At 66.7% G+C, this 22,163-nt stretch carries 22 protein-coding genes; 14 read left to right on the top strand and 8 right to left on the bottom strand.

Annotated elements, in window-relative coordinates; genetic code table 11:
* Positions 1 to 19: 19 nt before the first annotated feature.
* From DN824_RS14885 to rlmF, 7 genes are all read left to right on the top strand, one after another.
* Positions 20 to 1,507, top strand: a complete 1,488-nt coding sequence (locus tag DN824_RS14885) for a leucyl aminopeptidase (RefSeq protein WP_138409193.1) — start codon at positions 20 to 22, stop codon at positions 1,505 to 1,507.
* Between the two features lie 46 nt (positions 1,508 to 1,553).
* The gene (locus DN824_RS14880) at positions 1,554 to 1,973 is read left to right on the top strand and encodes a DNA polymerase III subunit chi (protein ID WP_138409192.1); all 420 of its coding nucleotides are present in this window, start codon (positions 1,554 to 1,556) and stop codon (positions 1,971 to 1,973) included.
* A gap of 26 nt (positions 1,974 to 1,999) precedes the next feature.
* The gene (locus DN824_RS14875; protein WP_138409191.1) at positions 2,000 to 2,374 is read left to right on the top strand and encodes a DNA polymerase III subunit chi; all 375 of its coding nucleotides are present in this window, start codon (positions 2,000 to 2,002) and stop codon (positions 2,372 to 2,374) included.
* 108 nt (positions 2,375 to 2,482) lie between these two features.
* Positions 2,483 to 5,314, top strand: a complete 2,832-nt coding sequence (locus DN824_RS14870; RefSeq protein ID WP_138409190.1) for a valine--tRNA ligase — start codon at positions 2,483 to 2,485, stop codon at positions 5,312 to 5,314.
* A 187-nt stretch (positions 5,315 to 5,501) separates the two neighbouring features.
* The gene (nhaD, locus tag DN824_RS14865; protein ID WP_138409189.1) at positions 5,502 to 6,881 is read left to right on the top strand and encodes a sodium:proton antiporter NhaD; all 1,380 of its coding nucleotides are present in this window, start codon (positions 5,502 to 5,504) and stop codon (positions 6,879 to 6,881) included.
* Positions 6,882 to 6,892: 11 nt separating this feature from the next.
* Positions 6,893 to 7,189, top strand: a complete 297-nt coding sequence (locus DN824_RS14860) for a winged helix-turn-helix domain-containing protein (RefSeq protein WP_138409203.1) — start codon at positions 6,893 to 6,895, stop codon at positions 7,187 to 7,189.
* Positions 7,190 to 7,251: 62 nt separating this feature from the next.
* The gene (rlmF, locus tag DN824_RS14855; RefSeq protein WP_138409188.1) at positions 7,252 to 8,226 is read left to right on the top strand and encodes a 23S rRNA (adenine(1618)-N(6))-methyltransferase RlmF; all 975 of its coding nucleotides are present in this window, start codon (positions 7,252 to 7,254) and stop codon (positions 8,224 to 8,226) included.
* A gap of 13 nt (positions 8,227 to 8,239) precedes the next feature.
* Here rlmF and DN824_RS14850 read toward each other — a convergent pair whose 3' ends face one another.
* Positions 8,240 to 8,431: a hypothetical protein gene (locus DN824_RS14850; RefSeq protein ID WP_138409187.1), complete on the bottom strand. Its 192-nt coding sequence runs from the start codon at positions 8,429 to 8,431 to the stop codon at positions 8,240 to 8,242.
* A 454-nt stretch (positions 8,432 to 8,885) separates the two neighbouring features.
* Here DN824_RS14850 and yejK point away from each other — a divergent pair, with 454 nt between their 5' ends.
* Together yejK and DN824_RS14840 are read left to right on the top strand one after the other, a co-directional pair.
* A complete protein-coding gene (gene yejK, locus DN824_RS14845) occupies positions 8,886 to 9,893 on the top strand; it encodes a nucleoid-associated protein YejK (RefSeq protein WP_138409186.1) in 1,008 nt (335 codons plus the stop codon).
* A gap of 145 nt (positions 9,894 to 10,038) precedes the next feature.
* Positions 10,039 to 10,842 carry an undecaprenyl-diphosphate phosphatase gene (locus DN824_RS14840; protein ID WP_138409185.1) on the top strand — a complete coding sequence of 268 codons (804 nt, stop codon included), beginning with the start codon at positions 10,039 to 10,041 and terminating at the stop codon, positions 10,840 to 10,842.
* A 37-nt stretch (positions 10,843 to 10,879) separates the two neighbouring features.
* Here the strand turns inward: DN824_RS14840 and DN824_RS14835 are convergent, their stop codons facing one another.
* Positions 10,880 to 11,815: a glutathione S-transferase family protein gene (locus DN824_RS14835; RefSeq protein WP_138409184.1), complete on the bottom strand. Its 936-nt coding sequence runs from the start codon at positions 11,813 to 11,815 to the stop codon at positions 10,880 to 10,882.
* Between the two features lie 66 nt (positions 11,816 to 11,881).
* Positions 11,882 to 12,178: a GIY-YIG nuclease family protein gene (locus DN824_RS14830; protein WP_138409183.1), complete on the bottom strand. Its 297-nt coding sequence runs from the start codon at positions 12,176 to 12,178 to the stop codon at positions 11,882 to 11,884.
* Positions 12,179 to 12,637: 459 nt separating this feature from the next.
* Here DN824_RS14830 and mltF point away from each other — a divergent pair, with 459 nt between their 5' ends.
* Entirely contained in the window at positions 12,638 to 14,098 is a 1,461-nt protein-coding gene (gene mltF, locus DN824_RS14825) for a membrane-bound lytic murein transglycosylase MltF (protein ID WP_138409182.1), read from the top strand.
* Between the two features lie 9 nt (positions 14,099 to 14,107).
* Here mltF and ybaK read toward each other — a convergent pair whose 3' ends face one another.
* Complete coding sequence (gene ybaK, locus DN824_RS14820; protein WP_138409181.1) at positions 14,108 to 14,578, bottom strand: Cys-tRNA(Pro) deacylase; 471 nt, start codon at positions 14,576 to 14,578, stop codon at positions 14,108 to 14,110.
* Positions 14,579 to 14,860: 282 nt separating this feature from the next.
* Between ybaK and glpD the strand changes: the two genes are divergently transcribed.
* The 3 genes from glpD to metR all read left to right on the top strand — a co-directional run bounded on the left by glpD (position 14,861) and on the right by metR (position 18,124).
* On the top strand, positions 14,861 to 16,405 hold the full coding sequence (glpD, locus tag DN824_RS14815) for a glycerol-3-phosphate dehydrogenase (protein ID WP_138409180.1): 1,545 nt from the start codon (positions 14,861 to 14,863) through the stop codon (positions 16,403 to 16,405).
* Between the two features lie 85 nt (positions 16,406 to 16,490).
* A complete protein-coding gene (locus DN824_RS14810) occupies positions 16,491 to 17,078 on the top strand; it encodes an exopolysaccharide biosynthesis protein (protein WP_138409179.1) in 588 nt (195 codons plus the stop codon).
* Positions 17,079 to 17,194: 116 nt separating this feature from the next.
* A complete protein-coding gene (metR, locus tag DN824_RS14805; RefSeq protein WP_138409178.1) occupies positions 17,195 to 18,124 on the top strand; it encodes a transcriptional regulator MetR in 930 nt (309 codons plus the stop codon).
* A 4-nt stretch (positions 18,125 to 18,128) separates the two neighbouring features.
* Here the strand turns inward: metR and DN824_RS14800 are convergent, their stop codons facing one another.
* The 4 genes from DN824_RS14800 to DN824_RS14785 all read right to left on the bottom strand — a co-directional run bounded on the left by DN824_RS14800 (position 18,129) and on the right by DN824_RS14785 (position 21,144).
* On the bottom strand, positions 18,129 to 19,103 hold the full coding sequence (locus DN824_RS14800; RefSeq protein WP_138409177.1) for an SDR family oxidoreductase: 975 nt from the start codon (positions 19,101 to 19,103) through the stop codon (positions 18,129 to 18,131).
* Positions 19,104 to 19,209: 106 nt separating this feature from the next.
* Entirely contained in the window at positions 19,210 to 20,037 is an 828-nt protein-coding gene (locus tag DN824_RS14795) for an aldo/keto reductase (protein ID WP_138409176.1), read from the bottom strand.
* On the bottom strand, positions 20,037 to 20,480 hold the full coding sequence (locus DN824_RS14790; RefSeq protein WP_138409175.1) for a VOC family protein: 444 nt from the start codon (positions 20,478 to 20,480) through the stop codon (positions 20,037 to 20,039). Before DN824_RS14790 ends, DN824_RS14795 begins: the two co-directional genes overlap by 1 nt.
* Positions 20,481 to 20,586: 106 nt before the next feature.
* Positions 20,587 to 21,144, bottom strand: a complete 558-nt coding sequence (locus DN824_RS14785; protein WP_138409174.1) for a sugar O-acetyltransferase — start codon at positions 21,142 to 21,144, stop codon at positions 20,587 to 20,589.
* Positions 21,145 to 21,307: 163 nt separating this feature from the next.
* On the opposite strand from DN824_RS14785, the gene DN824_RS14780 reads away from it, so the two are divergent.
* Positions 21,308 to 21,895: an NAD(P)H-dependent oxidoreductase gene (locus tag DN824_RS14780; protein ID WP_138409173.1), complete on the top strand. Its 588-nt coding sequence runs from the start codon at positions 21,308 to 21,310 to the stop codon at positions 21,893 to 21,895.
* Positions 21,896 to 22,163: the final 268 nt, after the last annotated feature.

Below are 22,163 nucleotides of genomic sequence, written 5' to 3'. Positions count from 1 at the left end.
GTCTTGGGGACTCCACACCATGGAATTCGTTGTCAAAAGCGCCAAAGCCTCAACCCTGAAAACCGCCACGCTGGTGTTGCCGGTCAGCGAAGGCCTCGCACTGGGCGAGACCGCGCAGGCCGTGGACACCGCGAGCGGTGGCGCCCTCACGACGATCCTCAAGCGCGGCGACCTGCAGGGCAAGGTCGGACAGACGCTGCTGCTGCACAGTCTGCCCGGTATCAAGGCCGAGCGCGTGCTGCTGGTCGGAATCGGCAACGAATCCGAGCTCAACGCCCGTCAGTGGCGCAAGGTCGCCGGCGCCGTGCTTTCGGTCCTCAAGGGGCTGGGCGGTGCGGATGCGACCCTGGCGCTGCAAGGGGTCCTGATCGACGGCCGGGACGCCTACGCCACCGCCCGCCTGCTGGTCGAAGTGCTCGCCGACGGCCGCTACGTCTTCGACCGCTACAAGAGCAAGAAGGCCGAACCCTCGTCGCTGGGCAAGATCACCCTGCTCTGCCACAAGACCGACCAGGCGAGCGTCGAGCGCGCCGCAGCCCAGGGCGCGGCGATCGCCGCCGGCATGGCCTACGCGCGCGACCTCGGCAACCTGCCGCCCAACGTCTGCCACCCGAGCTTCATGGCCGAGGAAGCCAGGCAGCTCGGCAAAGCCTACAAGGGACTCAAGGTCGAGATCCTCGACGAGAACAAGCTGCGCGCGCTGGGTGCCGGCGCCTTCCTGGCGGTTTCCCAGGGCAGCGAGCAGCCGCCACGCCTGATCGTGCTGCAATACAACGGCGGCAAGAAGGGCGACAAGCCCTACGCCCTGGTCGGCAAGGGCATCACTTTCGACACCGGCGGCATCAGCATCAAGCCTTCGCCCAACATGGACGAAATGAAATACGACATGTGCGGCGCCGCCAGCGTGCTCGGGACCTTCCGCACCCTGCTCGAGCTGCAGCTGCCGATCAACGTGGTCGGCCTGCTCGCCTGCGCCGAGAACATGCCCAGCGGTCGCGCCACCCGACCGGGCGACATCGTCACCACCATGAGCGGCCAGACCGTCGAGATCCTCAACACCGACGCCGAAGGGCGCCTGGTGCTGTGCGACACCCTGACCTATGCCGAGCGCTTCCAGCCGCAGGCGGTCATCGATGTCGCCACCCTGACCGGCGCCTGCATCGTCGCCCTGGGCAGCAACACCTCCGGCCTGATGGGCAACAACGACGAGCTGATCCGCCAGCTGCTGTCCGCCGGCGAGCGCGCCGATGACCGTGCCTGGCAGCTTCCGCTGTTCGAGGAATACCAGGAGCAGCTCGACAGCCCGTTCGCCGACTTCGCCAACATCGGCGGACCGAAGGCGGGCACCATCACCGCCGGCTGCTTCCTCTCCCGCTTCGCCAAGCAGTACGCCTGGGCCCACCTGGACATCGCCGGCACCGCCTGGACCAGCGGCGGCAAGGAAAAAGGCGGCACCGGTCGTCCGGTGCCGCTGCTGACCCAGTACCTGCTCGACCGGGCCGGCTGATGCCAGGCACGCCCCTGCCCCGCCGGCTCGACCAGGCTGGCGGTTCATGACCCGGGTCGAATTCTACGTACTGCCGAGCGCCGACACGGCCGGCCGCCTGCGGGCGGCCTGCACCCTCGCGGCCAAGGGCTGGCGTCACGGCATGTCGGTGTTCATCCGTTGCGTCGACGAGGCGCAGTGCCGGGAGATGGACGAGCTGCTCTGGCGCTTTCGCGCCGAGAGCTTCATTCCCCACGACCTGCATGACGAGAATCCGACCTCCCCCGTGGTGATCGGTCGCGACCAGTCTCCAGAGGCTTCGCAGGGGCTGCTGGTCAACCTCGACCCGACCCTGTCGCCCCACGTCGACCGCTTCAGCCGGGTGATCGAGATCGTCAACCAGGCGCCGGAGCTACTGACCGTCTGCCGGGACAACTTTCGCCTGTATCGCCAGCGCGGCTATGATCCAAAGCGTGTTGAACTCTAAGACGCGATCGCGGACTACCCTGCACCATGGCTGACACTCCGAAAAAGCCCTCGCACCTGCTGGACGACCTGGAGTCGATCCGCGCCCTGCTCGGCGACGATTTTCCCGACGCCGACTCGCCGGAAACGACCCTGGACCCGGCTGCGATCCCGCTGCTTTCCGAGGTCGTCGCCCCCGCCTCCGATCGAATGCCGCCGGCAGCGCCGGCACCCGGCCACCCTCCGGCCCACCCGTCGTCGCAGCAGCCCGGGCAACGAACGTCCGCCGAGCGCAAGCTCGACAGCGAACTGCGCGCCGCGGCCAACCTGATCCTGCAGGACGTCATCGACGATTTCGTCCCACAGATCGAGGCTGAACTCAAACGCCGCCTGGAAGGGCTGATCCAGACCCGCAAATACTGACGGGCGACTTCCCGCCGCGCCGACCTGCCTCTAGCCGATCCTCCGATCGGCGTTTTGCCTTTATACTCTCCGGTTTTCCCTGATCAGCCGTTTTAAGGGTCCCGCCCCATGGACAAGACCTACCAGCCGCACGCCATCGAGACTTCCTGGTACCAGACCTGGGAGCAGAACAATTACTTCGCCCCCCAAGGGGCCGGCGAGCCCTACACCATCATGATCCCGCCGCCGAACGTCACCGGCAGCCTGCACATGGGCCACGGCTTCAACAACGCCATCATGGATGCGCTGATCCGCTTCCGCCGCATGCAGGGCCGAAACACCCTGTGGCAGCCGGGCACCGACCATGCCGGCATCGCCACGCAGATGCTGGTGGAGCGGCAGATCGGCGCGCAGGGCCTGAGCCGGCATGACCTGGGTCGGGAGAAATTCCTGGAGAAGGTCTGGGAATGGAAGGCGCAATCGGGCGGCAACATCAGCCGCCAGATCCGCCGGCTCGGCTCCTCGGTGGACTGGTCGCGCGAGCGCTTCACCATGGACGAGGGCCTGTCCGAAGCGGTCAAGGAAGCCTTCGTGCGCCTGCATGAAGACGGGCTGATCTATCGCGGCAAGCGTCTGGTCAACTGGGACACCAAGCTGCACACCGCCATTTCCGACCTGGAAGTGGAAAGCCACGACGAGAAAGGCTCGCTGTGGAACCTGCGCTATCCGCTGGCCGACGGCAAACGGACCGCCGATGGCAAGGATTACCTGATCGTCGCCACCACCCGTCCGGAAACCATGCTCGGCGACGCCGCCGTGGCGGTTCATCCCGAGGACGAGCGCTACAAGGCGCTGATCGGCAGCTACGTCGAACTGCCGCTGGTGGGCCGGCGCATCCCGATCGTCGGCGACGACTACTGCGACCCCGAATTCGGCACCGGCTGCGTCAAGATCACCCCGGCGCACGACTTCAACGACTACGAAGTGGGCAAGCGCCACGGCCTGCCGCTGATCAACATCTTCGACAAGAATGCCGCCGTGCTCGCCGCCGGCCAGGTGTTCAACCTCGACGGCAGCCTCAACAGCGAGATCGATGCCAGCCTGCCGGCCGAGTATGCAGGCCTCGATCGCTTCGAGGCGCGCAAGCGGATCGTCGCGGCCTTCGAGGCGGCCGGCCTGCTCGAGAAGATCGACGACCATGCCCTCAAGGTTCCGAAGGGCGACCGCTCCGGCACCGTGATCGAACCCTGGCTCACCGACCAGTGGTACGTCTCCACCAAGCCGCTGGCCGAGAAGGCCATCGCCGCGGTGGAGAGCGGGCAGATCCAGTTCGTGCCCAAGCAGTACGAGAACATGTACTTCAGCTGGATGCGCGACATCCAGGACTGGTGCATCAGCCGCCAGCTCTGGTGGGGCCACCGCATCCCGGCCTGGTACGACGACGCCGGCAACGTCTACGTCGGCCGCGATGAGGCCGAGGTGCGCGCCAAGCACGGTCTCGGCGACCTCGCCCTGCGCCAGGACGACGACGTGCTCGATACCTGGTTCAGCTCCGGCCTGTGGACCTTCTCCACCCTCGGCTGGCCCGAGCAGACCGAGGCGCTGAAGACTTTCCACCCCACCGACGTGCTGGTCACCGGCTTCGACATCATCTTCTTCTGGGTCGCCCGGATGATCATGCTCTCGACTCACCTGACCGGGCAGATCCCGTTCAAGACCGTCTACGTGCACGGCCTGGTGCGCGACGGCCAGGGCCAGAAGATGTCCAAGTCCAAGGGCAACGTGCTCGACCCGCTGGACATCGTCGACGGCATCACCCTCGACGCGCTGCTGGAAAAACGCACCAGCGGCATGATGCAGCCCAAGCTCGCCGAGAAGATCGCCAAGCAGACCCGGGCAGAATTCCCCGAAGGCATCGCCAGCTATGGCACCGATGCCCTGCGCTTCACCTTCTGCTCGCTGGCCTCCACCGGCCGCGACATCAAGTTCGACATGGGCCGCGTCGAGGGCTACCGCAACTTCTGCAACAAGCTGTGGAACGCCACCAACTTCGTGCTGGAGAACACCGACGGCAAGGACTGCGGGGTCAACGACGAGCCCGTGGAGCTGTCCTCGGTCGATCGCTGGATCATCTCCGCGCTGCAGCGCACCGAGGCCGACGTCACCCGCCATCTCGATGCCTTCCGTTTCGACCTGGCGGCCCAGGCCCTCTACGAATTCGTCTGGGACGAGTACTGCGCCTGGTATCTGGAGCTGGTCAAGCCGGTGCTGTGGGACGAGAACGCGTCCGTCGAACGCCAGCGCGGCACCCGCCGCACGCTGATCCGCGTGCTGGAGGTCGCCCTGCGCCTGGCCCATCCGTTCATGCCCTTCATCACCGAAGAGATCTGGCAGCGCATCAAGGCCCAGGCCGGCAAGCACGGCGAAACCCTGATGCTGCAGCCCTGGCCGGTGGCCGACGACAGCCGTATCGATGCGGCGGCCGAGGCCGACATCGGCTGGGTCAAGACCTTCATGCTCGGTTTGCGGCAGATTCGCGGCGAGATGAACATATCCATGGCCAAGCGCATCGACGTGCTGCTGGCCAATGCCAGCGCCGAAGACCAGCGCCGCCTGACCGAGAACGAGCCGTTGCTCAAGAAGCTCGCCAAGCTCGAATCGGTGCGCGCACTGGCTGCCGGGGAAGAAGCGCCCATGGCCGCCACCGCGCTGGTCGGCGAGATGGAAGTGCTGGTGCCGATGGCCGGCCTGATCGACAAGGACGCCGAACTGGCGCGCCTGGACAAGGAGATCGGCCGCCTGGACGGCGAGGTCAAGCGCGTCGGCGGCAAGCTCGGCAACCAGGGCTTCGTCGCCAAGGCGCCGGCGGACGTCATCGAGAAGGAACGCGCCAAGCTCGCCGAGGCGGAACTGGCGCTGGGCAAGCTGCGCGAACAGCGCGAGCGCATGGCGACGCTGTAACGCCGAACGCCCGGGCACCCCGCGCCCGGGCCGTGCTGCACCTTGACTACGACCTGCCGCATCGATGCAGGCACCACGACCCGGCGCGGCACGACGCGCGCGGGGTTGCGGCTGATGGCCAGCCGTGATCCCGCTACGCTGTCCTGCCTCGCCAGGCCGACGGGCACGAAAAGAATGGAGCGCTTTGATGTACCTGTTAATGGCTGTGGTGTTCGTCATCGGCTACCTGTGCATCGCACTGGAGCACCCCCTCAAGATCGACAAGGCCGCCTCGGCGATCCTCACCGCCGTGCTGACCTGGACCATCCTGGTCCTGGGCGCGGACCACATCCTGCCGTTGCTGGCCCAGGACGGGCATGGCGGGCATGAGGGCTCGGCCGTGGTGATCGAGGCGCTGCGTCACCATCTCGGCGAGATTTCCGAGATCCTGTTCTTCCTGCTCGGCGCGATGACCATCGTCGAGCTGATCGATTCCCATGAGGGATTCAAGGCCATCACCGACCGCATCCAGACACGCAAGCGCGTTCACCTGCTGTGGATCATCGGCTTCCTGACGTTCTTCCTTTCCGCGGCGCTGGACAACCTGACCACCACCATCGTGATGGTGTCGCTGCTGCGCAAACTGGTGCGCGGCCGGCCCGAACGCTGGCTGTACGTCGGCGTCGTGGTGATCGCCGCGAATGCCGGTGGCGCCTGGTCGCCGATCGGCGACGTCACCACCACCATGCTCTGGATCGGCAGCCAGATCAGCGCGACCGGCGTGATCACCTCGCTGTTCCTGCCAAGCCTGGTCTGCCTGCTGGTGCCGCTGACGGTACTGAGCTTTCGTCTCAATGGCGAAGCGCCCCGGCCACGGCCACGGGCACACCTGGCCGAAGAGCGCAGCCCGACGACGGCCTTCGAGCGCAACCTCGTGCTGACGCTGGGCATCGGCGCGCTGATGTTCGTGCCGGTGTTCAAGACGGTGACCCACCTGCCGCCGTACATGGGCATCCTGTTCGGCCTCGGCGTGCTGTGGCTGGCCACCGAGATCATCCATCGAGGCAAGAACGACGAGGACAAGCATCCGCTGTCGGTCGTCGGCGTGCTGCGCAAGGTCGACACGCCGAGCGTGCTGTTCTTCCTCGGCATCCTGCTGGCCGTCTCGGCGCTGGCCACCGCGGGCCACCTGACCCAGGTGGCCCGCGGCCTGGAATGGGCGTTCGGCAACATCTACGCGATCAACTACGCGATCGGGCTGCTCTCGGCGGTGGTCGACAACGTGCCGCTGGTGGCCGGCGCGATGAAGATGTACCCGCTGGTGAGCCCGGCGATGCTCGACGGCGCCGCCGCGGAGCAGACCGGCTGGCTGTCGCAGTTCGTGGTCGACGGCACCTTCTGGGAAATGCTCGCCTACTGCGCCGGCACCGGTGGCAGCACGCTGATCATCGGCTCGGCCGCAGGCGTAGCCGCCATGGGCATGGAGAAGATCAGCTTCATCTGGTACATCAAGCGCGTCAGCCTGCTGGCGTTCCTCGGCTATTCGGCCGGAGCGGCGACCTACCTGGGCATGCTGGCACTGTCATGAGCGACGAAACGATGAACGCGAGCAAGACCCGAACCAGCTTCTACCGCCGCCTTTACCTCGCCTGGCTGATCGACAGCGGCACCGCCACCAGCGTGCCGGCGCTGATGGCCAGCACCGGCATGCCGCGACGTACCGCCCAGGACACGCTCGCGGCGCTGGGCGAGCTGGATATCGAATGCGTCTTCGAGCAGGACGACGGCGAGCGCCACAACGCCGGCCATTACCGCATACGTGACTGGGGCGCCATCGATCGCGCTTGGGTCGAGCGCAACCTGCCGCGCATCCGCGACGTGCTCGGGTATCGCTGAGCGCCCGCCGCACGCGCCGAAGTTATGGGACAATGGGCGCCGGTCCACCTGCCCTGCCCGCCATGCCTTCCAACCAGAAACCCCACTCGCCCTCGGTCGCGCCCGCTCCGGCGCTGCACCCGCGCAACCGCCACAGCGGGCGCTACGACTTCACCGCGCTGATCGCAGGCTGCCCCGCGCTGGCCGAGTTCGTCGTGATCAATCCGTACGGCAAGCAGAGCATCGACTTCGCCGATCCCGCCGCGGTGCGGGTGTTCAATCGCGCCTTGCTCAAGCAGTTCTACGGCATCGAGCACTGGGACATTCCGCCGGGCTACCTCTGCCCGCCGGTGCCGGGCCGCGCCGACTACCTGCATGGCGTGGCCGATCTGCTGGCCGGAGACAACGAGGACACGATTCCCCGCGGCACCGCGGTCAGGGTCCTGGACGTGGGCACCGGAGCCAACTGCATCTATCCGCTGATCGGCCTGCACGAATACGGCTGGCGCTTCGTCGGGTCGGACATCGATGCGGTCGCCCTGGCCGCCGCCGAAACCGTGATCAAGGCCAATGGCCTGGAAAAGTCCATTGGCCTGCGTCGGCAGACGGACCCACGAAAGGTCTTCGAGGGCATCGTGCGCGAGACCGACCGCTTCGACGTCAGCCTCTGCAACCCGCCCTTTCACGCCTCGGCCCAGGAGGCGACCCAGGGCAGCCAGCGCAAGTGGCGCAACCTGGGCAAGCTCGACCCCAAGCGCAAGCTGCCGGTGCTGAATTTCGGCGGGCAGGCGGCCGAACTCTGGTGCGAAGGCGGCGAGGCGGCCTTCATCGCGCGCCTGGCGCAGGAGAGCCAGGCCTTCGCCGGGCAGGTGTGCTGGTTCAGTACGCTGGTATCGAAAGGCGGCAACGTTCCGCCCCTGCTGGCGCGCCTGAAGCGACTGGGCGTCGAGCGCGTCGAAGTGCAGCCGATGGCCCAGGGCCAGAAGCAGAGCCGCTTCGTCGCCTGGACCTACCTCGACCGGGAAAGTCGCAGCGCCTGGCGCCAGCGGCGGGACTAGAACGACGCGGCGGTCAGACCGCCACGTCCCAGAGCTGCTTGTCCTTGAGGGCCAGCGTCTGGATATAACGCGGGTCGCCGTTGATCTCTTCGAGTTCGGTCATACCGGCCAGCTCGCCCACGACGCGGTATCGCTTACCGACCGTCTTGTCCTTGAGCGGGTAGAGCTTGGCGATTTGCTGGGCGAGTTCGGTGAGGGTGGACATGGTTCGACTTACTCCAAACACTGCATGCGGCAGCGTTTTACTCGTTATTGGTGACAGTTCTGCGACAACACTCGGGCCGCCCATGCAGCAGCCGATCGCCTAACCCGCGATCCGGCCATGAGTACCCGACATTCGAAGCTTTGAGCGAAGCGGCGCGATTTGATTCCACGAATCGTGCCAGACGTGCCGAAACGGCCCTGAAGCCGGCCTTCCCCAAGGCGGCCATGCATGGCAATCCGACATCGCGAGGCGCCTGCTCCGACATCCCGAAGGCCGCATGATACCTGGCCTCCAGCCGGATTGAAGGCACGGGCCGACCCGCCGCACCACCGTCCATCCGATTGTCTTTTCCACGCCCCCGGACGAGCGCCCGCACCCCAGCGACGGGATCGCTGAGGTACACTGCGCGGCTTGACGACCCGCCCCGGGCGGCCCTGCCATACGAGTAGATTCCATGCCGATTCGCCACTGCATCGTCCACCTGATCGAGAAGAAACCCGACGGCACGCCCGCCGTGCTGCATGCCCGCGACAGCGAGCTGGACGACTCCCAGGCGATGGAAAACCTGCTGGCGGACCTCAACGAGAGCTACAACGCCAAGCAGGGCAAGGCGTGGGGCCATTTTCACAGCGAGTCGGGGGCCTACCCGTTCAGTGGCTGGCTCGGCCAGTACCTCGAAGGCGCGCAGGATTTCACCGCGTTCAGCCGCCAGGCGGTCGAGCACCTGCAGAAGCTGATGGAGGAATCGAATCTCTCCACCGGCGGCCACGTGCTGTTCGCCCACTACCAGCAGGGCATGACGGACTACCTGGCCATCGCCCTGCTGCACCACAGCGAGGGCGTGACGGTCACCGAATCCCTGGAGGTGGCGCCGGCCAAGCACCTGGACCTGAGCCAGCTGCATCTGGCGGCACGGATCAACCTCTCCGAATGGCAGAACAACCGCCAGTCCAAGCAGTACATTTCCTTCATCAAGGGCAAGAACGGCAAGAAGGTCTCGGAGTACTTCCGCGATTTCATCGGCTGTCAGGAAGGCGTCGACGCGCCCGGCGAAACCCGGACCCTGCTCAAGGCCTTCAGCGATTTCGTCGAAAGCGAGGACCTGCCCGAGGAACAGGCGCGGAAGAAGACCACCGCGCTGATGGATTACGCCAGCACCCAGGCCAAGCTCGGCGAGCCCATGACCCTCGAAGAACTCTCCGGCGTCATCGACGAGGAGCGCCCGAGGGCGTTCTACGAGCACATCCGCAACAAGGACTACGGCCTGTCCCCGGAGATTCCGCCGGACAAGCGCACGCTCAACCAGTTTCGCCGCTTCACCGGCCGCGCCGAAGGCCTGTCGATCAGTTTCGAGGCGCACCTGCTGGGCTCGAAGATCGAATACGACGAAGCGCGCGACATGCTGATCATCCGCCAGCTGCCGACCCAGCTCGTCGACCAGCTCAAGCGCCGCAAGGACTAGCCAAACGCGCGCCGGAACCCCGACGCGAGCTGTCGAATCGCTGAACGGAGCGCAAAAAGGCAAGCTCGCACGGATAAATGAAACCGTTTTCAAGTCACATGGCCTGGCGCCGGCTGGCCCGTCCCGAAAACGGTAAGGATATTCAATGGATTGGCTTCACCTCGTGGTTCTGTCCCTGCTCCAGGGCATCACCGAATTCATCCCGGTCTCCTCTTCTGCTCATCTGATCCTGCCTTCCCAGGTCCTCGGCTGGCCGGATCAGGGCCAGGCCTTCGACGTGGCGGTACACGTCGGCACGCTGCTGGCGGTGCTCATCGCGTTCCGCCATGAGGTCGCCACCACCACGCGCGGCTGGTGCCGGCACGTCTTCAAGCAACAGGCGAGTCCCGAAAGCCGGCTCGGCTGGGCGATCATCATCGGCACCCTCCCGGCGGGCCTGACCGGCGCCCTGCTGGAGAACTACATCGAGACCTACACCCGCTCGATGCTGGTGATCGCGGCGACCACCATCGTGTTCGGCCTGCTGCTCTGGTGGGCGGACGTGCACGGCAAGCGGGTCGTCGAACTGGACCAGCTGACCTGGAAACGTGCGCTGCTGATCGGCATCGCCCAGGCCCTGGCGCTGATCCCCGGCACCTCCCGCTCGGGCATCACCATGACCGCCGCGCTGCTGCTGGGCTTCACCCGCCAGGCGGCGGCGCGCTTCTCCTTCCTGCTGTCGATTCCCCTGATCCTCGCCGCGGGCGGTCTCAAGGCGGTGGAACTGGCGCAAACCGGCACCGACGCCCAATGGGCAGACGTCGCCTGGGGCGCCGGCCTGTCGTTCGTATCGGCGTTCCTCTGCATCAAGCTGTTCCTCGCCGCGCTGGACAAGCTCGGCATGCTGCCGTTCGTGATCTACCGGCTGGTCCTGGGCGTTGTGCTGCTGGTCATCGCCCTCATGCTCTGAGGGCGGACGGGCCGCACAACGGCGGCCCGCCTCCGGCTCACCGGGCTTCGATCCGGTAGCCGTTACGCGGGAAGTGCACGTGCAGTGTTCCCGCCCGCGTGTCTTCCCGGCGCAGCACCAGGGTTTCGGCGTCGCCATAGACCAGTTCGCCCTCGACCGGATCGACCCCGTAGTCCACCGCGGCGATGGACACCGCCTGCCCCGGGACGAAGCCGTTGGGGTCACGGAACCCGCCGGCCGGCAGGTCGGCGGGCGTCGCCTCGCGCGCCACCTCGACCGCCTCGCCCGACGAAAGCTCGCTGAACGAGCCATGCCCGACGCTCAAAACCCGTCCAAGCCAGGCCGCGATGTGCGGATAGTCGTCGACCAGCGGCGAAGTCACGCTGTTGCCCTTGAGGAACCACAGGCAATGCGCCACGGCGATATCGGCGAGCGATGGCGCACCGAGCAGGAATTCACCGGCGCTGCGTGACAGCTGCTGCTCGAGCCGGCCCATCAGGGTCGGCCACTGATGCCTGGCCTGCTCGAGCGGCACCTTGCTGACGTTGCCGCCGCTGAACAGCGCCGCACGGTCCTTGCTGAAGGCCTGCACGAACTCGGCCGGCGCCTTGGCGAAACGCGCCGCCATCGACTCGGGCTGGAACACCAGGCTGACCGCCGTGAGAAAGAGCGTCGAATCGGCCCACTGGGCCAGCTGCGCGACGACGAACTCCTGTCCTTCGGGGAACAGCGCCGGGGTGGCCTTCTCCGCTTCCAGGCGCCGCGCGATCATCGCCGTGTCGCAGTAGATATCGGCACCCACCTGCAGGACAGGGGTCCGCCGATAGCCGCCGGTCAAGGCCGTCAGGTCCGGCTTGGGCATTACGGGAGGAATGGTGACCGAGCGCCAGGACAGCTGCTTGAAACCGAGCATGAGACGGGCCTTTTCGGCGAACGGCGACGTCGGATAGTGGTGCAGGATCAGGTCGTGCATGACGGGCTCCGCGATTTTCTTGTTGGACGGGCAGCTTACCGGTCCCGCGGGCCCTGGCCTATCGCCTCAGGCGATTACCGGATCATTCAGCGGGACGGGGTCGGCGGCGGACACCAGCGCCTCCTTCGCCGACTTGCGCAGCTGCTTGATCGCATGCTCGCGCCGCAGCGCATCGCCCTTGCTCGCGCAAGGCTCCACATACACCAGCGCGACGGCCGGGCTGGAATGGAAGAAACGCGCCCCTCGCCCACGCCGGTGCTCGGCGAAGCGGCGCTGCGCATCGTCGCTGATGCCGCAGTAGAGCGCGCCGTTGGCGGCACGCACCAGGTAGACGAACCAGGGTTTGGTGGGGCTGTCAGTCATTGGTGAACGAGACGAAATGGCCGCCGAACGGCATGGATACAAAGGGCTGCAAGCTTGCATGAAGCAGCTAGGATTAACCAAGGCTTACGGATACCGGAAACACGCGTCGAGGCGGCCAGACCCGAGGCGGGCCCTGAAAAACCCTCGAGATCCACCGGGCCAGACGCGTGCAGGCATCACATTTTCACCGTTCGGCATGAATTGTTTCTCGCTATCGGATCTTTTGCCGTTTTTCACTTGCAACGCTTCAAAAATCGACTATAGGCAGCACCTCCGAAGCCAGCGCTCGGGCTGCAGCCCCCCAGCTCAAAGGGCTGCGCCGGATGCACGCTTGAAAACAGGCCTGCATCGCCCCCTGAACGAAGGGCCTGCATGGCGCTAAAACCGGGGTACCGGCTAGCAGAGCGCGGCCCGCGTGTCGAGATATGGAGCCCGATCACCTTTGCGTATACTGCGCCGATGTTTGCCCAAACCGCGTTCCGCAAGCGCTGCACCGCCTGGCTGTTGGCGACCGGACTCTTCCTGATGCTTGGCAGCTGCGCCGTGGAGCCCAGCGAGCTCGAGCGCATTCAGGAGGAAGGCGTCCTGCGCGTGATCACCAGGAACAGCCCCTCGACCTACTTCCAGGACCGCAACGGCGAAGCCGGCTTCGAATACGAGCTGGCCAAGCGCTTCGCGGCCCACCTGGGCGTCGAGCTGCAGATCGAAACGGCCGACAACATCGAGGACATCTTTTCCCGCCTCAACCGTCCGGGCGGCCCCGCACTGGCCGCCGCCGGGCTGGTCGCCAGCGACATGCGCCGCGACCAGGTACGCTTCACCCACCCCTACCTGGACGTCACCACCCAGGTGATCTACCGCAAGGACCAGCGGCGCCCCAGACGTCCCGAGGAACTGGTGGGCCGACGCATCCTGGTGCTCAAGGGCAGCGTTCATGCCGAGCAGCTGCGGGCCATGCAGGCCGAACTGCCGGGCCTGCAGTTCGAAGAATCCGACGCCGTCGAAGTCGTGGACCTGCTGCGCATGGTCGACGAGGGGCAGATCGACCTGACGCTGGTCGAATCCAACGAACTGGCGATGAACCAGGTCTACTTCAGCAACGTGCGCTCGGCCTTCGACCTGGGCGAATCCACCAACCTGGTGTGGATGCTGGGCCAGGGCGAGGACGACAGCCTGCTGGCCGCCGCCAACGAATTCCTCGACAACGCGCGGGAGAACGGCACCCTGCAGACCCTGCGAGAGCGCTATTACGGCCATGTCGACGTGCTCGGTTACGTCGGCGCCTACGCCTTCGCCCAGCACCTGCAGCAGCGCCTGCCGCGCTACGAGAAGACCTTCCGCGAGACCGGCCGCAGGCATGGCGTCGACTGGCGCCTGCTCGCCGCGATCGGCTACCAGGAATCCCACTGGCAGCCCGAAGCCACCTCCAAGACCGGCGTTCGCGGGCTGATGATGCTCACCCTGCGCACCGCCAACGCCATGGGCGTGTCCAACCGGCTCGATCCGATCCAGAGCATCGAGGGCGGCGGCAAGTATTTCGTGAAGATCCACAACGGCCTGCCCGACAGCATCCAGGAGCCCGACCGGACCTGGTTCGCGCTGGCGGCCTACAACGTCGGTGGCGGGCACCTCGAGGACGCGCGCAAGCTCGCCGAGGCCGAGGGCCTGGACCCCAACAAATGGCTGGACGTGAAGCAGATGCTGCCGCGGCTGTCGCAGAAGCAGTGGTACAGCAAGACCCGCTACGGCTATGCGCGGGGCGGCGAACCGGTGCATTTCGTGGCCAACATCCGTCGCTATTACGACATCCTCACCTGGGTCACGCAGCCACAGATGGAAGGCGGCCAGCTGGTCAACGGCGAAATGCACGTGCCGGGCATCTATGCCGGCGAGCCCCAGGAAACCCTCCCGCCGCTCTGACGCGCGACCTCAGTAGCGCCCGATCGGGGCGAAGATCGCGCCACTCCGCTCGGCCAGGACCTCGGCCTGCAGCTCCACCTCCAGACCGCGCCGACCAGCACTCACGTAAATCGTCGCATGCGTCCTGGCCGACTCGTCGATGAAGGTACGCAGCCGCTTCTTCTGCCCCAGCGGGCTTATGCCGCCGACCAGATAACCGGTCGCGCGCTGGGCCGCCTGCGGGTCGGCCATGTCGACCTTCTTCACGCCGGCCGCCTGGGCCAGGGCCTTGAGGTCCAGATTGCCCACCACGGGCACCACCGCCACCAGCAATTCGTTCTTCTCGCTGGCGACCAGCAGGGTCTTGAACACCCGGGCCGGGTCCAGGCCGAGCTTCTCGGCGGCTTCCAGGCCATAGGACGGGGATTTCGGGTCATGGGTATAACTGTGGACCCAGTGCTCGGCACGGGTCTTCTTCAGCAGATCGATGGCAGGCGTCATGTCGGAGATGAGAGGCGGACGGGGCCTCTACGGTAGCCCAACGGCCCTACGCCCGCCAGCCAGGCTACCGGTGCCGGTCCGTCCCGACGGATCGAGCGCTGCCCCTCCGTCGGCCGGGGCCAGCCGCCTCTTCGGTACGGCCGAACTTTACTGGCGCAGCCCGGCCCAATTCGAATGAGCCTGCCCAGGCGATGCCACGCCGTGGGGGCGCCCGCCCCTGCGATCGGCCAGGGCTCGTTCGAACCCGAAAACCACAATCATGCCGACAGGACAGGTGCAGCCATGACCTTGCCACCCCATGCGCCGCTGGCGGAAGTCTACGACCTGGCTGTCGTCGGTGGCGGCATCAACGGCGTGGGCATCGCGGCGGACGCGGCCGGTCGCGGCCTGTCGGTGTTTCTCTGCGAGGCAGAGGACCTGGCGCAACATACCTCCTCGGCCAGCAGCAAGCTCATCCATGGCGGATTGCGCTACCTGGAACACTTCGAGTTCCGGCTGGTGCGCGAAGCCCTGGCCGAACGCGAAGTGCTGCTGGCCAAGGCACCCCACATCATCTCCCCGCTGCGGTTCGTCCTGCCACACCGCCCGCACCTGCGCGCGGCCTGGATGATCCGCGCCGGGCTGTTCCTCTACGACCACCTCGGTCGGCGCCGGAAACTGCCGGCCTCGCGGGGCCTGCACTTCGGCCAGGACAGCCCGCTGAGGCCCGAAATCCACTACGGTTTCGAATATTCCGATTGCTGGGTCGACGACGCCCGGCTGGTGGTGATCAACGCCATCGCCGCCCGGGAAAAGGGCGCGCACCTGCACACCCGCACCCGTTGCGTCAGTGCCCGGCGCAGCAAGGGCCTCTGGCACCTGCACCTCGAGCGGACCAACGGCAGCCTCTACTCGGTGCGGGCACGCGCCCTGGTCAATGCAGCCGGGCCCTGGGTCGCCGATTTCATCCGCAACGACCTCAAGCAGACTTCTCCATACGGGGTCCGCCTGATCCAGGGCAGCCATCTGATCGTGCCGCGGCTGTACGAAGGCGACAACGCCTTCATCCTGCAGAACGACGACCGTCGGATCGTGTTCGCCATCCCCTATCTGGAGCAGTTCACCCTCATCGGCACCACCGATCGCGAATACATCGGCGACCCCGCGCTGGTGCGCATCGGCGCGGACGAAATGGACTACCTGCTGGACATCTGCAACGCCCACTTCAAGCGCCAGCTGCAGCGCAGCGACATCGTCCACAGCTACTCGGGCGTGCGGCCGCTGTGCGACGACGAGTCGGACGAACCTTCGGTGATCACCCGCGACTACACCCTGTCGCTCAGTGCCTACCCGGGCGAGGCGCCGCTGCTCTCGGTGTTCGGCGGCAAGCTGACCACCTATCGCAAGCTCGCCGAGACCGCGCTGGCGCAGCTGCAGCCCTGGTTCCCCCATATGCGATCGCCCTGGACCGCACGGGCTCCGCTGCCCGGTGGCGAAGCGGTGACCTCCATCGACGGGCTGGTCGCCGAACTGCGCGCCGCGCACCCCTGGCTTCCCGAACCGCTGGCGCGACGCTGGGCGCGCAGTTACGGCAGCCGCAGCTGGGTGGTGCTGCAGGACGCCACCTCGCTGGACGACCTGGGACAGTGCTTCGGCGCGGATCTCCACGCCCGTGAAGTCGACTACCTGGTCGCCGAGGAATGGGCCCAGAGCAGCGAGGACATCCTCTGGCGCCGCACCAAGCTCGGCCTGTTTCTGCAACCCCAGGAGCAGAACGCCCTGGCCCGCTACCTGGACGAACGCCCGCTGGACACCCTGCCTCCGTTCGAGCTGTCGCGCCTGGCCTGAGCCGCGCGCGCCTGCGCCTCATCGCTCTGTTTGAATTGTTCGCCCCGACGGGTTTCTAACCTGAGCCCCGACGGAAGAGCGAACGATGACCGAACCGCAGCCCGAGAACCTCGAATCCGTATTGCAGAAACTGGACGGCGCCGCCGACGGCGAGGACCGGGTGTCGATCGGCAGCATGCTCGAGGCCACCGGGCAGCGCAGCTTTGGCGTGTTGCTATTGGTGCCGGGGCTGCTGGTGCTCTCGCCGCTTTCGGGCATCCCCGGTCTACCCACCTTCTTCGCGGTGATGATCGTGCTGGTGGCGACCCAGCTGCTGATCGGGCGCCACCACTTCTGGCTGCCCCGCTGGCTGCTCCAGCGCAGCGCCTCGCGGAGCAAGTACGACAAGGCGATGGGTTTCCTGCACCGCCTGGCCAAGCACGTGGACCGCGTTCTGCAGCCGCGCCTGGCGTGGCTCACCACCGGCATCGCGGTGCGCCTGACCGCCATTCTCTGCGTGCTGGTCGCGATCACCATGCCGCCGCTGGAACTGCTGCCCTTCGCCAACTCCCTGGCCGGCGCGATCCTCACCCTGCTCGGCCTGGGCTTGATGGCGCGCGACGGGGCCATGACGCTGGCGGCGCTGGGCCTTTATGGCATTCTGCTATTTCTTTTCATCCGGGTTCTGTTTTGAGACTCGACAGTCATGGGTGGCTGGGACACACTTTCGCGATGAACCTGGTTCATGGACAGCGATCAGCGCTATTGAAACGTTTCATCTAGCGGTTCAAGGACGGCCCGGAGACACCCATGCTGGAAATACGCCACCTCAAGACACTGCACGCCCTGCGTGAAACCGACAGCCTGGTCGAGGCGGCCGAACGGCTGCACCTCACCCAGTCAGCGCTTTCCCACCAGTTCAAGGAACTCGAGGAGCGGCTCGGGGTGCAGTTGTTCGTGCGCAAGACCCGCCCGGTGCGCTTCACCAGCGCCGGCCTGCGGCTTCTGCAACTGGCCGATTCGGTGTTGCCGCAACTGCGCGGCGCCGAGCGGGACCTGGCCCGGCTGGCCGGGGGAACGGCGGGACGCCTGCACATGGCGATCGAATGCCACAGCTGCTTCCAGTGGCTGATGCCGACCATCGACCAGTTCCGTGACGCCTGGCCCGAGGTGGAGCTGGACCTGGCCTCGGGCTTTTCCTTCGCCCCGCTGCCGGCGCTGGCCCGCGGCGATCTGGACCTGGTGGTGACCTCCGATCCGGTCGAGCTGCCCGGCATCACCTACGTCCCGCTGTTCACCTACGAAGCGCTGCTGGCGGTGGCCAACCAGCATCCGCTCGCCACCCGCCCCTGCGTCAGGCCGGAAGACCTGGCCGGCGAGATCCTCATCACCTACCCGGTCGAACGCGACCGGCTGGACATCTTCACCCGTTTCCTCGAGCCGGCCGACGTCGAGCCGGCGCAGGTGCGGACCTCGGAGCTGACGGTGATGATGATGCAACTGGTGGCCTCCGGGCGCGGGGTCTGCTGCCTGCCCAACTGGGCGCTGCACGAATACAGCGCGCGCGGCTACGTGACCGCCAAGCGGCTCGGCGAGAAGGGCCTGTTCGCCACGCTCTACGCGGGCATCCGCGCCGACATGCTCGACTCACCGTTCATGCGCGACTTCCTGCTCACCGCCAAGGACACCTCCTTCGCCACCCTCGAAGGCGTCAGCGCCGCGCCGAAGGCGAGCCGCTAACCCTTCAGTCCTTGCGCCGGCAGCAGAGGAACAGCCCGAACAGGCCCACCGCGATGCCGCCGGCCAGCAGCATCTTGCGATCGCCCTCTTCGCCGCCTCGCCAGCCGCCATGGACCCGGCGCTGCCCCGAGGGCGGATGGAACAGGTTGCCCGACGAGGTCGGCAGCCGGTCGGCGCGGTTCAACGCCATCCCGGTCAGCAGGCCGCTGATGCGGTCGAAGCCCGGGGTAACGAAATGCGCCAGCCGCAACAGCGTGGCCGTAGCCCCCACCGTGGTGGTGCGGCGCGGACGCATCGCCAGCTCGACCATCGCCGCCGCGACGCGCCGTGGGTCGTACAAGGGTGGCGGCGGCTGCAGCGAACGTCCGGCATAGTTGCCGCCGTCGCGGAAGCCGGGCGTGTCGACCACCGCCGGATACACATCGCACACGTGGATGTCGGGCCACTTCGCCAGCTCCCCGCGCAGGGCCTCGGAGAAGCCGCGCAGGCCGTACTTGGCCGCCGAGTAGGCCACCGCGTAAGGCTGCGCCACCCAGCTGCCCACCGACAGCGTATTGATCAGCACCCCGGAGTTCTGCTGCTTGAAATACGGCAGCACCACGTGGGCACCGCGCAGGTAACCGAGCAGGTCGGTCTGCACCACCTGTTCGTGGGCATCGAGGGGCGTCTCGTCGAACGCGCCGACCGCACCGACACCGGCATTGTTCACCCAGACATCGATGCGGCCCTGCCCGAACGCCGCGGCGGCGCTGCCGAGCGCCTCCATCGAATCGCTGGACGTGACGTCGGTGGGCACGGCGATCGCCTCGGCGCCGAGCCGCTCGCATTCGCCCACGGCGTCGTTAAGGGCTTGCTCGTCGCGCGCGGCCAGCACCAGCCGCGCGCCGTGACGGGCGAAGCACTGGGCCGCGGCGCGTCCGATTCCACTGGAGGCGCCGGTGATCACCACCACCGCGCCAAGGAGATTTCGCAGGCTCATCGTTCCTCCGGTTCCGTTGCCGTCTGTTCAGCTGACAGCCCCGGCACGGCAAACATTCCGTCCGACCGTCCGGTACCCCGGACGATCGAACCCCGCCCGGCGCCAGTCAGACCATGTTCAGCGACTGCTTGCGGGTGGGCGGCTCGAAGGCATCGTCGATGATCGCCAGTTCTTCCTCGCTCAGCTGCAGCGCGGCCGCCGCCGCATTGGCGCGCAGATGCTCGGGCGTCACCGCCTTGGGAATGGCGATCACGCCAGGCTGGCGCAGCACCCAGGCCAGGGCCACCGCCGCAGGCCCCACACCCTGCCGACGCGCCACCTCGAGCAACGCCGGATGACGCAGCAGCGCGCCGCCCTGGCCGACCGGACAGTAGGCCATCACCGGAATCCGCCGCTGCTGGCACCAGGGCAACAGGTCGAACTCGATACCGCGCTCGGCCGGGTTGTAGAGCACCTGGTTGGTCGCACAACGCTCTACCCGGGGCAGATCGAGCATGTCCTCCAGGTCCAGATTGGAGACGCCCCAGCGCCGGATCTTGCCGGCGGCCTTCAACCGTTCGAAGCCTTCCACCGTCTCGGCCAGCGGGTAGCGGCCGCGCCAGTGCAGCAGGTACAGATCGAGGTAATCGCAGCCCAAGCGCTGCAGGCTGCGTTCGCAGGCCTCGACGACGCCGTCGCGGCTGGCGTTGTGCGGGTACACCTTGCTGACCAGGAACACCCGCTCGCGACGTCCGGCGATCGCCTCGCCGACCACGCGCTCGGCGCCGCCTTCGCCGTACATCTCGGCGGTGTCGATCAGGGTCATGCCCAGCTCGATGCCCAGGCGCAGCGCCGCCACCTCACGGTCACGCTCGCCGGCGCGCTCGCCCATATGCCAGGTGCCCTGGCCGATCACCGGCACACAGGTCCCGTCGGCCAGTTCCAGCGTGCACATCAGGCGTCCTCCCCGACGTCTTCCTGCCAGGGGTCATAGGTGCCGAAGCTCCACAGATGGCCCTCCAGGTCCCGGCAGCTGAAGCCGCGGCCGCCGTAGTCCTGGTCCTTGAGGTCCACGACGATCTCGGCGCCGGCCGCCTTGGCCTGGGCATAGAGCGCATCGGCGCTGTTGACGATGACGTAGATGCCCTGGGTGGCGGCGCCCACCTCGTCGGGCTGTCGCAACTGACGGCCATATTCGTTGTCCGCCACCGGGCCGATCATCAGCATGCCGTTGCCGAACGAGACCTGCGCATGAATGATGCCGACCTGCTCGTCCTCGACCACATGCTGCTGGTCGAAACCGAAGGCGCGCTCCAGCCAGTCGAGCGCTGCGCCGACATCGCGGTAGCGCAGGCAGGGAATGAGGGTCGCCGTGGTGTGCTTGGTGAAATGGGACATGCGCGCTCCTTGGGTTGCGGGCGCCGAGCCAGGCGCCATGCCTGTGTGACCGGCGCAGCAGCCAAACGCTCGCATAAATCCGCCGACAAGACGCCCGGGCAGTGACTCAAGCGCCCGCGCGCAGCCGGGCGGGATTGCCCATCACGGTGGCGCCGGCCGGCACGTCGCGGGTCACCACGCTGCCCGCCCCGATCACCGCATCGTCGCCGATCCGGACGCCGGGAAGGATGATCGCCCCACCGCCGATCCAGACATTGCGACCAATGCGCACCGGCCGGCCGAACTCCAGCCCGGCGCGCCGCTGCTCGGCATCGCGCGGATGGTCGGCGGTGTAGATCTGCACCGCCGGGCCGATCTGGGTGTCGGCGCCGATATGCACCTCGACCACGTCGAGAATGACGCAGTTGAAGTTCAGGAACACGCCGTCTTCGAGGTGGATGTTGTAGCCGTAGTCGCAATGGAACGGCGGCCGGATCACCGCGCCGCGCCCGACCGAACCGAGCCGTTGCTCCAGCAGCGTGCGGCGCTCGGCAGGCTCCGCCGCGAGGGCGGCGTTGTAGCGCACCATCCAGGCCTTGGCCGCCGCCTGGTCGGCCTGTATTTCCGCATCCCCGGCCCGGTAGAGCTCGCCGGCCAGCATTTTCTGTTTCTCGCTCAGGGTCATGGCCCCTCCGATGAGTGGATCAGCGTGTCGCTGCCCGGACATCCTTGCGCTGCAGGCAACGGTCAATTTCAGTGCTGCGTCTTAATCGCAACAGTCCTGCCGGAGATAATCCCTCCACTTTTTATAGCGCCTGTTCAGGCGCATGGCTCGTTCTGGAGGTTTCATGAAGATTCTGCTGATCAACGGCGCCAAGGAATTCGCCCATTCGGCGGGGCGCTACAACCACACCCTGCATGACCTCGCGCGCGGCGAACTCGCCGAGCTGGGCCACGAGGTTCAGGAGACCCAGGTCGACGCCGGCTACGACATCGAGGCCGAGGTGGCCAAGTTCGTCTGGGCCGACGTGATCGTCTACCAGATGCCCGGCTGGTGGATGGGCGCGCCCTGGATCATCAAGAAGTACATCGACGAAGTCTTCACCGCCGGCCACGGCACGCTCTACGCCAGCGACGGCCGCAGCCGCAACGATCCGAGCCGCCACTACGGCAGCGGCGGACTGCTGCAGGGTCGCCGCTACATGCTCTCGCTGACCTGGAACGCTCCCCAGGCCGCGTTCGACGAGCCGGGCAACTTCTTCGAAGGGCGCGGCGTCGATGCCGTCTACTTCCCCTTCCATAAGTCCCAGGAATTCCTGGGCCTGCAGGCCCTGCCGACCTTCCTCGCCACCGACGTGATCAAGGCCCCGGACATCGAAGGCGACATCGCGGCCTACAAGGCGCACCTGCGCGAGGTCTTCGGCCCTCGCGGCTGATCGCGCACCCTGGCGACACACGTGTCGCGCCCTGTGCTCCGCAACGGAGCACAGGCGCCAGGCCAACGCGTCCTGCTTCCCCATCCAGACACAAGCCATGCCGCCCCGCTCCTCCCGACCGGCACGCAGAACGTTGATCTGGATCAAGCGCCGCTGCGATTTTCTCGACGACGTCTCAATGGCGTCAAAATGCCATTAAAGCTGTCGAGGATCTGGCCGAAGGCCTGATTCCACAAATCCGGTGTCCTGCCGGACAGGCCTAAACGAA

Source organism: Stutzerimonas nosocomialis, assembly GCF_005876855.1.
Taxonomy (GTDB): Bacteria; Pseudomonadota; Gammaproteobacteria; order Pseudomonadales; family Pseudomonadaceae; genus Stutzerimonas; species Stutzerimonas nosocomialis.
This window is presented reverse-complemented; position numbering and strand designations above follow the sequence as displayed.